The organism is Mucilaginibacter rigui (assembly GCF_014773275.1).
GTDB lineage: Bacteria > Bacteroidota > Bacteroidia > Sphingobacteriales > Sphingobacteriaceae > Mucilaginibacter > Mucilaginibacter rigui_A.
Window position 1 is genome coordinate 134,426 of the sequence record NZ_JACWMW010000005.1, and the last position, 13,332, is coordinate 147,757.

At 43.8% G+C, this 13,332-nt stretch carries 12 protein-coding genes and 2 tRNA genes; 8 read left to right on the forward strand and 6 right to left on the reverse strand.

Annotated elements, in window-relative coordinates; translation table 11 throughout:
- Positions 1 to 67: 67 nt before the first annotated feature.
- Positions 68 to 2,023, reverse strand: a complete 1,956-nt coding sequence (locus tag IDJ75_RS19065) for a TlpA disulfide reductase family protein (RefSeq protein WP_191177249.1) — start codon at positions 2,021 to 2,023, stop codon at positions 68 to 70.
- A gap of 105 nt (positions 2,024 to 2,128) precedes the next feature.
- Between IDJ75_RS19065 and IDJ75_RS19070 the strand changes: the two genes are divergently transcribed.
- Positions 2,129 to 3,391 carry a TCR/Tet family MFS transporter gene (locus tag IDJ75_RS19070; protein ID WP_191177250.1) on the forward strand — a complete coding sequence of 421 codons (1,263 nt, stop codon included), beginning with the start codon at positions 2,129 to 2,131 and terminating at the stop codon, positions 3,389 to 3,391.
- 15 nt (positions 3,392 to 3,406) lie between these two features.
- Positions 3,407 to 4,663, forward strand: coding sequence for a TCR/Tet family MFS transporter (locus IDJ75_RS19075; protein WP_191177251.1), 1,257 nt, complete (start codon positions 3,407 to 3,409; stop codon positions 4,661 to 4,663).
- On the opposite strand, the gene IDJ75_RS19080 is transcribed toward IDJ75_RS19075, so the two are convergent.
- Entirely contained in the window at positions 4,655 to 5,248 is a 594-nt protein-coding gene (locus IDJ75_RS19080; RefSeq protein WP_191177252.1) for a DUF502 domain-containing protein, read from the reverse strand. The genes IDJ75_RS19075 and IDJ75_RS19080 overlap by 9 nt on opposite strands.
- Before the next feature lie 92 nt (positions 5,249 to 5,340).
- Complete coding sequence (locus tag IDJ75_RS19085; RefSeq protein WP_191177253.1) at positions 5,341 to 7,800, reverse strand: bifunctional UDP-N-acetylmuramoyl-tripeptide:D-alanyl-D-alanine ligase/alanine racemase; 2,460 nt, start codon at positions 7,798 to 7,800, stop codon at positions 5,341 to 5,343.
- Between the two features lie 58 nt (positions 7,801 to 7,858).
- Here IDJ75_RS19085 and IDJ75_RS19090 point away from each other — a divergent pair, with 58 nt between their 5' ends.
- The 3 genes from IDJ75_RS19090 (at position 7,859) to IDJ75_RS19100 (ending at position 8,648) form a co-directional block, all read left to right on the forward strand.
- Complete coding sequence (locus IDJ75_RS19090; RefSeq protein ID WP_191177254.1) at positions 7,859 to 8,341, forward strand: regulatory protein RecX; 483 nt, start codon at positions 7,859 to 7,861, stop codon at positions 8,339 to 8,341.
- Between the two features lie 99 nt (positions 8,342 to 8,440).
- A tRNA-Gly gene (locus IDJ75_RS19095) sits at positions 8,441 to 8,513 on the forward strand.
- 50 nt (positions 8,514 to 8,563) lie between these two features.
- Positions 8,564 to 8,648: transfer RNA gene (locus IDJ75_RS19100), tRNA-Leu, on the forward strand.
- Between the two features lie 238 nt (positions 8,649 to 8,886).
- Here the strand turns inward: IDJ75_RS19100 and IDJ75_RS19105 are convergent.
- Positions 8,887 to 9,480 (reverse strand): dihydrofolate reductase family protein, encoded by a 594-nt coding sequence (locus IDJ75_RS19105; RefSeq protein ID WP_191177255.1) that lies wholly within the window; start codon positions 9,478 to 9,480, stop codon positions 8,887 to 8,889.
- 220 nt (positions 9,481 to 9,700) lie between these two features.
- Between IDJ75_RS19105 and IDJ75_RS19110 the strand changes: the two genes are divergently transcribed.
- The 3 genes from IDJ75_RS19110 to IDJ75_RS19120 all read left to right on the forward strand — a co-directional run bounded on the left by IDJ75_RS19110 (position 9,701) and on the right by IDJ75_RS19120 (position 11,824).
- The gene (locus tag IDJ75_RS19110) at positions 9,701 to 10,519 is read left to right on the forward strand and encodes an SDR family NAD(P)-dependent oxidoreductase (protein ID WP_191177256.1); all 819 of its coding nucleotides are present in this window, start codon (positions 9,701 to 9,703) and stop codon (positions 10,517 to 10,519) included.
- Positions 10,520 to 10,590: 71 nt separating this feature from the next.
- Positions 10,591 to 11,481: a helix-turn-helix domain-containing protein gene (locus tag IDJ75_RS19115; protein ID WP_191177257.1), complete on the forward strand. Its 891-nt coding sequence runs from the start codon at positions 10,591 to 10,593 to the stop codon at positions 11,479 to 11,481.
- A 139-nt stretch (positions 11,482 to 11,620) separates the two neighbouring features.
- Entirely contained in the window at positions 11,621 to 11,824 is a 204-nt protein-coding gene (locus tag IDJ75_RS19120) for a hypothetical protein (RefSeq protein WP_191177258.1), read from the forward strand.
- On the opposite strand, the gene IDJ75_RS19125 is transcribed toward IDJ75_RS19120, so the two are convergent.
- Together IDJ75_RS19125 and IDJ75_RS19130 are read right to left on the reverse strand one after the other, a co-directional pair.
- Positions 11,821 to 12,615: a hypothetical protein gene (locus IDJ75_RS19125; RefSeq protein ID WP_191177259.1), complete on the reverse strand. Its 795-nt coding sequence runs from the start codon at positions 12,613 to 12,615 to the stop codon at positions 11,821 to 11,823. The two genes, IDJ75_RS19120 and IDJ75_RS19125, sit on opposite strands and share 4 nt — an antisense overlap.
- A 102-nt stretch (positions 12,616 to 12,717) precedes the next feature.
- Positions 12,718 to 13,299 carry a TetR/AcrR family transcriptional regulator gene (locus IDJ75_RS19130; RefSeq protein ID WP_191177260.1) on the reverse strand — a complete coding sequence of 194 codons (582 nt, stop codon included), beginning with the start codon at positions 13,297 to 13,299 and terminating at the stop codon, positions 12,718 to 12,720.
- Positions 13,300 to 13,332: the final 33 nt, after the last annotated feature.

The following is a 13,332-nucleotide window of genomic DNA, read 5'->3' on the forward strand; positions in this document are numbered from 1 at the left end:
TCTGTCAACATAAAAAAAGGCGGCTCAATTTTATTGAACCGCCTTTTTAGTTTAGGTAAAATAAATATTATTTACTCTCCGATGCTTTTGGCACATTGGCAACCGCTTCCGGGTCGGCAGCCATTTCAACCATGTTTACCACCTCATCAAGTACTGCCTCTGCCGAGCCTGAGTAACCGGTATATTTAAACCTGGTGTTACCGTTCTTATCAATAATAAATTTTGTTGGTATAAATTCCACCTTAAATAAACCCGCAACCTTTCCTTGCCTGCCATCAGCAGCTTTATCATCTAACAACACCTGGAAATTGTACTTTTTATCAGCTATAAACTTTTTAACTCCCGGCACATAATTATCACCACTTTCAAATGTATCCACAAACAGGAACTTCACATTCGGGTTGTCCTTGTACTTGTTCACAGCCAACTGCATACCCGGAAAGGATGCTATACACGGGCCGCACCAGGTAGCCCAAAAATCTACCACAACAACTTTACCTTTAAGGCTTGCCAGTGATACCTCTTTGCCGTCAAAATCTTTCAGCGCGAAAGCCGGTGCGGGTGTATTGATCATATCCTTCACCAGGTTAGCCCTCGCAAGCGCTGTTTTTTGCTTATCCAGCCCGGCAATGTATTCGGCAAAACCGGCATCGCTCCCTTTTACCTTAGCGTAAGCAGTAGCTAATTGGGCCTTTAATCCTTCCGAACTTTTACCCGCAACGATGGATTTTTCGGCCACTTCCTTTGTTTTGGCATATTGGCCGCTTGCGTTCAATATCATCGCGTAGTGCTCGTTTATCTCTGCATCCTGATAAGTCATACCGTTATAAACTTCACTTTGATATTTTAACGCCTCTGGGAATTTACCCAGTTTATACATGATAAAAGCGTAGGTATCAGCGTTATTTCTGTAAGTAGCACGGTTATTCTCATTAATTTGCCTGGCGGTCATAAACATACCGTCGGCGCCCGATTTTAGCTGCTCGTCTAAAATATCTAACGATTGTTTAGACAGTACCGCGGCTTCATCAAGGCGCTCACCTTTCTCGGCCCAATTCCAGGCAACGCTATTTAAAGCTATTGCTAATTGCGATTTGTTTTTCAACTGTGCAGCCCATTCATTATACTTTGCAATGTTACCGGCATTAAGATATGCCGATGCTATTTGCACCCTAAAATTATCCTGAATAGTAGCTTTCTCATTCTTCTCGGGATATTTGGCCAGGTAAGCACGATAAAGTTCTTCTTTTTTAGCCGCGTCTTTTTCTTTGTTAATGGCCATGCCCGCAGCATTTTGCGCGGCCTCGCCATTAGGGAATTTAGCAACAATAATGGCGTTCAATGAATCGGCCGAGCTTTGTTTCCTAAGCCGGGCGTACATATTAGACGCCATCATCATTTCTTTTTCTTTACCACTTTTTGTCCACGCAGCAATTTTATCTTTTACCAATTGCTGGCTGGCGGCATCTTTCGATGCGGCTATCAGGCCTACGTAATTTAAACCATAATCCAGCTCGCTTTGCGGGTATAATTCAAATTCTTTTTTGTACAGATCAATAGCTGCCGGTGCATCGGTTTTTAACTTGCTAAAGTAAGCGCCCATACCACTCCCTATTGTGTAGGCTTTCATAGCATAAGCACCTGCAACCGGTTTATCATTAGTACCATATACCAGGTATACATATCCCTTTTCAACATTATCATCTATAGCTTCGCCGCTGTTTATTTTAAAAAATAAGCTTTTGGTATCGGCTGGTACAACAAACTCTCCTGCAAGGTTTGCTCCATCTTTTTTCAGGTCAGCATCTACAGCGCTATTACGCTTATTATCTAAAAAGTAAATAGTTGCTTTAATATCCTGCTTCCCATCAAGCGGTGTTCCTGCGGGGTTATAGGTAAAGCTTATCTTCTGCCCCACCGAGGGTGTTTCATCAGATAATTTAAGATGATCTGCTGTTTGCCCAATAGCACTTTGCAGCATCAAAGCACAAGGTAGTGTGATAAGTAGGTTAAGTGTTTTCATGGTGAACTAATTTTTTAGTCAATGTAAGAATTTAGTTACATTATTTCCAAATATTATATGGCAATAAATAAAGATATTTAAAATATTAGTTGTTTATTTACGGCAATGGACGCGCTTACCCAACCCAAAAAGAAGGCTGCCCTGAGCTTTATATTTATTACGCTGCTTATCGATGTTATAGGTTTAGCCATCATTATCCCTGTTTTCCCTAAACTGATAGAAACGCTTATACATGGCAATATCAGCCAGGCATCCAAGTATTCGGGCTTGTTGCTGGTAGCTTATGCCGTTATGCAATTCCTGTTTTCGCCGCTGGTAGGTAACCTTAGCGATAAATATGGCCGCAGGCCGGTATTGCTGTTTTCGCTTTTAGGCTTTGGTATCGATTATCTTTTCCTGGCATTTGCTCCTACTATTGGCTGGCTGTTTGTTGGCCGCATAATAGCGGGTATTACAGGCGCAAGCTTTACAACGGCATCGGCCTATATAGCTGATGTGAGCGAACCCGAAAAACGCGCGCAAAACTTTGGGATGATAGGCGTTGCATTTGGCCTGGGTTTCATCATAGGGCCTGTTATAGGCGGCATACTGGGTAAAATGGATACGCATTACCCGTTTTATGCCGCTGCTGCACTGGCACTGTTAAACGCTGCCTATGGTTTCTTCATATTGCCCGAATCGTTAGACAAAGAACACCGCCGCGATTTCGACTGGAAACGCGCCAACCCAATGGGTTCTCTGATCCAATTAAGAAAATACCCGGCTGTAATTGGCCTGGCTGCATGTTTGTTCATCGTTTACTTTGCCGGCCACGCCGTACAAAGCGTGTGGACTTTCTACACCATGGAGAAATTTAAATGGACCGAAGACATTGTGGGTTATTCGTTAGGCTTTATTGGTTTGATGATAGCCATCGTGCAGGGGGGCTTGATCAGGATTGTTATACCTAAACTTGGGCAAAACCGCAGCATCTGGATCGGATTGGTTTTATACGCCATAGGTATGCTGCTTTTTGGCCTGGCTAACAAAAGCTGGATGATGTTCGCCTTTATGATCCCTTATGCCTTAGGCGGTATTTGCGGCCCTGCCCTGCAAGGTGTGATGACCAACGAAGTACCCAAAAACGAACAGGGCGAATTACAAGGCGGCTTAACCAGCTTAATGAGCCTTAGCTCTATATTCGGCCCATGGTTTATGACGTATATATTTTATTATTTTACAAGTACCAAAACAGTTATTCACCTGCCCGGTGCGCCATACTTTGTAGCATCGGCATTAATGCTGATTGGCGCGATACTTGCCGTACGTAGTTTCAAAAAAGAGAAACAATCAGTTGATAAAACATCTTATAACAGCGGTTCGCATTAACATCCCATACTTTATATGAGTAAACCCGCCCAACATGGCAAAGCCGCTTTAGGATTTATTTTCGTCACCATATTTATTGATGTACTGGGTTTAGGTGTTATTATCCCTATCCTGCCCAAATTACTGGAAGAACTTGGCCATGTTGATATTAGTATGGCCAGCCAGTATAGCGGTTACCTCACTTTCACCTACGCATCTATGCAGTTTTTGTTTGCACCCGTGTTAGGTAACCTGAGCGATCTGATAGGCCGCAGGCCTGTGTTGCTTTTTTCCCTTTTTGGGTTCGGTATCGATTACCTTTTTATGGCCTTTGCCCCTACTATTGCCTGGCTTTTTGCAGGCAGGCTGATAGCAGGTATTGCCGGGGCCAGCACCACAACAGCAACAGCTTACATAGCCGATGTAAGTACCGGCGAGAAAAGGGCTGCCAACTTTGGCCTGATAGGTGCAGCAACAGGCCTGGGATTTATTTTAGGTATTGGCCTTGGTGGTTTTTTAGGCGCTATATGGATAAGGCTGCCGTTTATTGTAGCCGCAGGGCTTGCCTTGCTGAACGCCCTATACGGCTTTTTTGTACTGCCCGAATCATTGGCGATAAAAAACAGGCGCAGGTTTGAGTGGAAACGTGCGAACCCCGTGGGCTCACTGTTAAGGTTGAGAAAATATTCGTTAGCCATAAGCACGCTGATTACAGCATATACGGTAGTTTATATTGGCCAGAAAGCGGTGGAAGGTGTATTGCCTTTTTATGTGATAGAAAAATTCCAGTGGACTACGCAAAGCATTGGGGCGCTGGGGATCTTTATAGGCCTGCTTATAGCAGGCATACAGGGAGGCTTTGTCCGCTGGACGATCCCTAAGTTTGGCTTGCGGAAAAATATACTGGCAGGCATAGCTTTTTACGGTATAGGGCTTGTGCTTATCGCATTTAACAACGTGGGCTGGCTGATGTATGTTTACATGATCCCTTATTGCCTGGGTGGTATAGGCGGTACTGCGCTACAGGGCTTTATATCTGATAATGTACCCGCCAATGAGCAGGGCGAACTACAGGGCGCGCTTGCCAGCCTGGTAAGCCTAACAACCATTATTGGCCCGCTGATGATGACCACGTTATTCCATCATTTCACCATAAAAGGAGCTTCGGTATATTTCCCCGGTGCGCCGTTTTTATTGGGTGCGATACTGATGTTTATCAGCGTTATTTTAACGATAAGAAGCTTTAAGAAAAAAAACGATTCGCATAAACTGCCCGAGACTAACTTAATGTAACCCGCTAACCCCGCCTGATATCACAAACTTCATCACATCGGCAGCGTTGCGGTTAATAGGTTTTACTTTATCTGCCGATACAATAACCACCTGCCCCGCAAACGAGTACGACATGGGAAAATATACCGCAACTTCGCCGGGCAGGTCGATAGACTTCATATCCTTTTGAACAAGGAAACCTATTTTCTTCAACCCAAATTCGTTTACTTCAACTAAAACGGGCTCGTTAAACTTCTTCTCCTCGCCTACAAAAGCTTCAGTAAGGTCCTTAATGGATGAATAGAGGAATTTAAAGAGCGGCAGGCGGTTCAGCCAGCGGGCAAACCATTTTTTAATAGGATCGGTAATAACGTTGGTAACCAGTATCCCCGCTATCAGGATGATCACAATTACATTTAAAATACCCAAGCCGGGGATGTAAAGCGGTTTACCCTGGCTGTCAACCAATATCTCGCTGCTCAGGTTAAGCGAAGTATCAATCCGCGATACGATCCAGAAGATCAGGAAGAAAGCTGCGCCAAGAGGCACAACTATCAAAAGGCCTTTAATAAAGTAATTAAGCAGGGCGCCGAATATTCTCTTCATCCGAAAATAATTAGTGATTTAGTGAATGAGCGACTTAGTGATTGGCATATCCATCTTAAATCTGCACATTCAAAATCTGCATATCTGCACATTTACTCGTAAAAGTACACTCTTTTTACCCTTTGTGAAATGTTTGTTAATATTTCATAAGGGATGGTACCTATTTGCAGGGCAAGTTCCTCAATCCGTTGTTGCTCATTAAACACAATAACCTCGTCGCCTTCTTTTACCTCCACGTTGCTTACATCAAGCATACACATATCCATGGTAATGTTGCCAACAGTAGGTACAAGCGTGCCGTTAACCAGCATGCGGCCAACACCGTTACCAAAAGCACGCAAATAGCCATCGGCATAACCAATACGCACGGTGGCTATTTTACCATCAGTTTTAAGGCTACCGTTGCGGTTATAGCTAATGGTTTCATTCGCGGCCACTTTTTTCACCTGCGATATCGTAGTTTTTAACGTGGCGACAGGCTGCAATCCGCTTTCTTCGCGCGGCACGGCTGCGTCAACACCGTACAGACCGATCCCCAGCCTAACCATATCATACTGCGCATTTGGCCAGCGGGTAATACCCGATGTATTGCTGATATGCTTAATAACCGTATACCCCAAAGCGTCTTCTATCTGCTTGTAAGCCGTTTCGAAGATCTTGATCTGCTGCATGGTAAACATATCGTGCTGCTCGGCATCACTGGCTACCAGGTGCGAGTAAACCGACTGCACCCGGATATATTGGTTGATCTCCAGCAGGTCGCAAAGCGTTTCTACCTCAAAGGCTTCAAACCCAACGCGGTGCATACCGCTATCTATTTTAATGTGCACCGGGTAGTTGATGATGTCTTCGCCCTGCGCAAATTTCACAAATTCGTCAAATAAACTAAAACTATAAATAGCAGGCTCTAACTTATTAACTACCAGCTTATCATACGATTCAGGCTCGGGGTTAAGCACCATTATGGGCATGGTTATACCATTCTCGCGAAGCTCCACGCCTTCATCGGTATAGGCAACCGCAAGGTAATCAACCTTGTTGTATTGCAGCATATTGGCCACCTCGAAAGTGCCGCTGCCGTACGAGAAAGCCTTTACCATGGCCATTATTTTAACACCGGGTTTTAGCCTGCCTTTATAAAAGTTAAGGTTGCTGAGCAGGGTGTTCAGGTTTATCTCTAAAACGGTTTCATGAGCCTTTTGCACCAGTGCGCGGCTTATCTTTTCAAACTCAAAGCTGCGCGATCCTTTTATCAGGATGGTTTCTTCCTGCAGGTGCAGCTTGCCAAGCTCTTTTAATAAAGCGGCTGTATCGGCATAAAAATGAGTTTGGGGCAGGTTAAACAGTGATGCATACTCTTGTAAAGATGTACCTACGCCAATAAAGCGGTCGACATGTTTGGTGGTTACCAGTTGGGCCACCTGTTTGTATAAAGCATCCCGTTGCAAGCCTGACTGATAGATATCCGAAAGGATCAGCGTTTTCTTTTGGTGCTGGTTTTGCTGGTTCAAAAAGTTCAACGCAATTTCAAGCGACTGGATGTCGGAGTTATAAGAATCATCAATAATAGAACAATCGTTAATTCCATGTTTAAGTTCCAGGCGCATGCTTACGGCAGCGAGGCGTTCAATCCGGTCGTCGGCATCAACCGGGCTATAACCCATGGCCAGCATGGTTGCCCAGCAAACAATAGCATTTTCTACAGATGCTTCATCCCGGTACGGTAACAGGCATTCAATCTCCTTTTCCTTATACATGGCGCGCATATAATACTTACCGGATATGGTAGTTTCGCTGAAAACATACAGATCTACCTGGTTAAACTTGCGGCTCCAGGAGAAGCACTCACGGGTTTTCAGTTCGTCTTTATGATCTATCAGCGCTTCGTAATTATAGATGAGCTGCTTGCAGTTTTTAAACAGTTTTAGTTTTTCAGACAGTTTTTCTTCCGGCGATTCAAAGCCTTCATCGTGCGCAGTACCAATATGGGTAAGCACCCCAATAGTAGGTTGTATAACGGCTTCCAGTTTATCCATTTCGCCGGTGGTTGAGATACCCGCCTCAAATATGCCAAGGTTATGCGTTTCGTTTACCTGCCAAACAGAAACAGGCACCCCTATTTGCGAATTATAACTCTTGGGGTTGCGTACAATGCTTTTTTCGGGGCTCATTAATTGGTACAGCCACTCTTTTACAATGGTTTTGCCATTACTGCCGGTAATGCCTATAACATCCAAATTAAACTGCTTACGATGATGAGCAGCTAATGCCTGCAATGCTGCCAATACATCGGCTACCACCAGGAAATTGGCATCGGGCATAATGGTATCGGGCCTATGGTTTACCACAAAATTGCGCACACCTGCGGTGTAAGCATCGGCAATAAATTCGTGGCCGTCCCTCCGGCCATCTAATGCAAAAAATAACGAACCTGCGGGGTTATTTATACGGCGGCTATCGGTAAGCAGGGTGTTTATGATGGTATCATCTACTATATTACCACCTGCATTTATAACCTGTTTTATATCACTAATAGCGTAAGAATGTTGCATGACACGAATTTGCTTATATTTCTATGAATAGAAGAATTTTTAACGAATTTTGGTTTTGATGGATACCCCTAAAAAAGTAAAAATTACCGATATAAACGTTGCTATGGCCAAGGCAGAACATTACTGCGCCTACCAGGAGCGGTCGCAGCAGGAAGTGCGCAATAAATTATATGAATGGGGACTGTGGACAGACGCCGTAGAAAACATCATCACGAGGCTGATTGGCGAGAATTACCTGAACGAGGAACGCTTTGCCAAAGCTTATGTAAAAGGCAAATTCAGCCAGAAAGCCTGGGGTCGAATTAAGATAAAGCAAGGGTTGAAACTGAAAAATGTATCGCCGGTGCTCATAAAAAAGGCGCTTTTAACTATTGATGCCAGCGACTATATGGGCGCTTTAAGCCGTTTAATTGAGAAAAAGGAAGCCACATTAACCGAAAAAGACCCTTACAAACGCAGGTATAAACTGCAACAGTACGCTTTAAGCAGAGGTTTTGAGCCCGAGCTTGCCGCAGAGGTTTTGAAAAACAGCGAGTTATAAAAAACTTAAAAAAAAGTTTAATTTTTCCTTGCAGAACATTCATTTCTGTCTATATTTGCACTCCCGCAAACGCAGTAATGCAAAGCAGGAAATACCAACGCGAAAGTAGCTCAGTTGGTAGAGCACGACCTTGCCAAGGTCGGGGTCGCGAGTTCGAATCTCGTCTTTCGCTCAAATCCCTTCATAACCCGGAGGGATTTATTGTTAAAAGGTTAATCACCTGCTCAGATGGTGGAACTGGTAGACACGCAGGACTTAAAATCCTGTTCCCGTTAAAGGAGTGCGGGTTCGATTCCCGCTCTGAGTACTAAAGCCCGATACATGTCCGTATCGGGCTTTTTTGTTCTATACCGGTTCTACTTCGGCCCCAGGCTATTGCCAGGGATGGTGTTTGTGACAATATCGAAATATTATTTTTCAGCGCCCAATATGCCTGTAAGTGTTCACAAACCAACCTGTAAGCGCGGTAATAAAATCAACAAAAGTCATCCAGCGAGATCTGTTCAAATATTCTGATCTTTCTCATTGTTGTTGTTTTAACCTTTTTATTCGCCTACTGTACCTGTTTTAACCTCTCCTGCCTTTTTATAATTAACCAGGATAACGCCGCTTGGGGTAACTGTACTTTCTGCAATGGTAAATGCTGCCGGTGCGGCGCTGTCGTCAAACAATCGTTTGCCTTTACCTAACACTACAGGGTGAATATTAAGCCAGAACTCGTCAACCAGATCATGCTTTAACAGTAGCTGAACAAGCTCGCTGCTTCCCCAAATTTTAAGGTCGGATCCCTCTGATCTTTTAAGCTTTTTGATATCTTCCACACCGGTAAGGAATATACAATTGTTCCAGTCCGACTTTTCAACGGTATTAGAGAGTACATATTTGGCAACCTCATTTACGCCCGGCCAGTGCTCTGCATGCCGGGGCCAGTATGATTCAAAAATGTCGAATGTTTTCCTGCCCAAAAGAAGGTCTGCAGGTTCCAGTTGTTTTTGCATGGCCTTGCCCGAAGCCTCGTCACCATAGGGTGCGGTCCAACCACCATATTTAAAGCCGCCTGATGGATCTTCTTCCGGGCCGCCTGGAGCCTGCATTACGCCGTCTAAAGTTATAAACGATAAAACAATTATTTTTCTCATGTCATTTTCCTCCTGTTACAGTTTATTAGAAATTGGTTTTGTTATGATACAAATCTCAATATTATGACCACAACGCGTAGGGTGTATATGCGACAAAACAAGGGTACATTGTGACCAAAAGCGGTTAACACGGTAAATATGTATCAATCTTACCTACTTCTGTATAAACTGCACGCCGCGCGCCCATATAACTTTGCCTTAACATTTTAAAACAACAACAATGGCAAAAACAATTTTTATTACCGGCGCCTCACGTGGCTTCGGTAAACTATGGGCCGAGGCACTTTTGCAACGAGGCGATAAAGTAATAGCAACAGCACGCGACCTGAGTACACTCAACGATCTGGTGAGCAAATACGGTGATAATATTTTACCGCTGCAACTGGATGTTAACGACCGCGCTGCCGATATCGCAGCTATCCAAAAAGCTAAAGAGCACTTTGGCAGTATTGACGTGCTGATCAACAACGCGGGTTATGGCCTGTTTGGCAGCGTTGAAGAAACAAGCGAAAAAGAAGCACGCGAACAAATGGAAACCAACTTTTTTGGTTTACTATGGCTTACACAGGCGGTATTGCCTGTAATGCGCCAACAGGGACACGGTCACATCATCCAGGTATCAAGCGTGTTAGGGCTGGTTACTTTACCGGTACTGGGCTTATACAATGCCTCTAAATTTGCGGTAGAAGGTTTGAGCGAAACATTAGCCGCCGAAGTAAAAGGCTTTGGCATTAACGTTTCACTAATTGAACCTAATGGTTTTGCAACCGACTGGGCGGGCGCATCGTCTGCGCGAACTGTTGCTATGCCCGAGTATAATGCCGTACGGGCGGCTTTCCAGGCAGGGTTAACGGATGATATTTTCGGTGTACCGGAGGCCACAACCCCAGCGGTACTGAAACTGATAGACAGTGAAACCCCTCCCCTGCGTTTATTCCTTGGTAAAGTGGCTTACCCCTGGGTAAAACAAACTTACGAAGGCCGTTTTGCCGAATGGGAGAACTGGAACGAGGTTGCATCTGCCGCACACGGTAAATAACCTGTTTAAATGATATTGTTTTGACTGATCTACGCCGTATTACGGCGTAGATTTGTGTAACTTGTATAACCATGCAACACTATAAAAATTTAGCGGATATGCACCGTGCAAACGGTTTCCCAATGCCTGAAAACCCGTTATTTAGTCTTTACAGATGTACACAAACCTGCGGCCTCGGCGACAGGGAGTTCACGTCAGATTTTTATATGATCGGGTTTAAGAAACTGAAGTCGGGCCAGATTATGTATGGCCGTACGGAGTACGACCACGATAACGGTAGTATGATGTTCATTAAACCACGCCAGGTTATTGAATTTCAGGGTGTGGAGTTTGAGGAAGACGCGTTCATCATATTTATACACGAGGATTTTTTGAATGGCCACATTTTGCATACCGAGATGAATAAATACGCTTTTTTTGACTACGAAGCCAACGAAGCGCTGCACCTTTCGCCATCCGAGGAGCAAATTATGTGGGACCTTTACCACAAGTTAGACGCAGAGTACCACAACAATACCGACGAGTACAGCCGCGATATCATACTAACGCATATCGATTCGATGCTGAAATACTCGCAGCGCTTTTATAAGCGCCAGTTTATAAACCGCACCCAGCTATCGGGCAAAACAGTATCTAAATTTAATGATGCCCTGGCTGCCTACTTTGCAAACGGGTTACTGGTTACGCTGGGCTTGCCGAGTGTGAATGTTATGGCATCGCAGCTCAACCTTTCGCCGCGTTACCTGAGCGATATGCTTAAACAGGAAACCGGCAAAACTGCTATAGAACTAATCCATATTTACCTGGTTAACGAGGCCAAGAACCGATTAAAGAGCGACGACCAGCGGGTATCAGAAATAGCGTACGAGCTCGGTTTTGAAAACCTGCCCTATTTTTCGAGGCTTTTTAAAAAGGAAACAGGCTTAAGCCCTAACCAGTTTAAAAAGAGTTTGGTTAATTGATCTGGCAAACAGCTAACAGGCTCTCAAAATTCTTTTAGAATTACGGCTCCATTTTTTTGAAATTCTTATATTTTTATGCTTTGCAATTAATTGATATTACAACTCTTTTAAAGCATTAATTTACTTAAATCATTAAAACATGGAAAATAATAAGGCGCCGCTGTTTACTTTTAGTATCATAGCAATTATTTTGGGCGTAGCATTGCATAAACAATTCGATTATGAAAACTTCAAGTTTGAGAAACCGGCACTGGCAATTGTTTACTTCATCGTTTTTGCAGCCTCTGTTTTTTTTATAATTAAAGGCTCAAAAGCAACAACCAACACGGGGAATAACGATTAAAATTTAACCGATAATTTTTCTGAAACAAGCTTGCCGCCCTTGTAATATTCAAAAAACCATTCGTCGCCTTTTTTGAGTGCTATACCGCTGGTATCTGCATTACTGGCTATGTAAACGTTTTCTGCGGATGTTTTAAGCAGGGTTAAAACTATTTTTGGGGTGGTATCTATCAACTGGTAACCGTTGGCAATGGCCTGTGCATACAATGTACCGGCCGGGCGGCTGGTTACCTTTTCGGTTGATTGTACCGGCGTTATTGGAGCTGCCGCCGCCGATGGTTTTACAGGTGCTTGCACGGCTTGGGTTACCGGCGTTTGTTTTTCGGGTGTTATTGCTGCTGTAACAGTTGGCTGCGATGCCTCAGCAGCCGGCCCGCTATAACTGTACGAAACAGAGGTAAAAGCATCCCTTAAAGCTATATTATAGGCTGTTTTATAATCCTTCTCCCGGCTTTTGCCGGCATTACTTTTATAAACAACATTACCTTTGCAATCTTTTAATATAAGCGTGATTTCGGTGGTGAGCATCCCGCTTTTTTCCAACAGATCGGCGCTTAGCGTTTGGCATTTATTGTTGGCTACTTCAGATGGCATGTCGGCATTTTCAAGATAAACTGTAAGCCCTTTATACTCTAAAAGTCCTTTAGTGAGGCTTTTTAGCATATCCTGATAAGCATCTTTAAACTGCGTAAATTTTTCGGGCACTACCACATATTTATAATTATTAATGGTGGTTTGCGAGTAGCCTGATAAAGAGATAAATAACAACAACAGTAAAACAGACCTTTTCATGTATTAAACCTATTAAATTATAAATTGGGTAACAGAATTGATTGCATTAAAATTAAGGTTATTTCTGGAATGAGTGACAATTTGTTGAATAGGCTACCACCTTTACCCCAACACCAACAACGCCGAATTAATAATATCGTCAAAAACGGCCCGCTCGGTGGTCGATTTCGCAGTTACCTGTATGCCCTTCACCGTATTAAACAGGAACCGGGCCAGGGCACGCGCATTTTGTGTTTTGGCTATCTCGCCACTCTCCTGTCCTTTTTCAATCGCCCGGAAAAACGAATCTTCTACCGCCTGGTCGTTCTTTTGGATCATCTCGCTCACTTCTTTATCATGCAGGGCCACCTCTACTTCTGCATTTACAATAAAGCAGCCTTTTTGGCTTTTATCGTTCAGCAGGTTGCTAACAACAAAATCAAGCAGGGCTTTGATGGTTTCTTTCGCAGATGTATTGCCTTCAATGATCTGTACAAACTTACCGGTATTGGTGCACTGGTAACTCTCCAGCGCTTTTATAAACAAGCTGTGTTTATCCCCATAGGTGTCATATAAGCTGGATCGGCTGATGCCGAGCTCGTCTACAAGGTCCTGCATGGAGGTGGCATTATAACCCTTTAGCCAAAAAAGGTTAACCGCCTTAGCCAGCACTTCGTTTTCATCAAAATCTTTCGTTCTTGCCATAACAGGAATAGCTTTGCTTAAAATTAAGCAAAG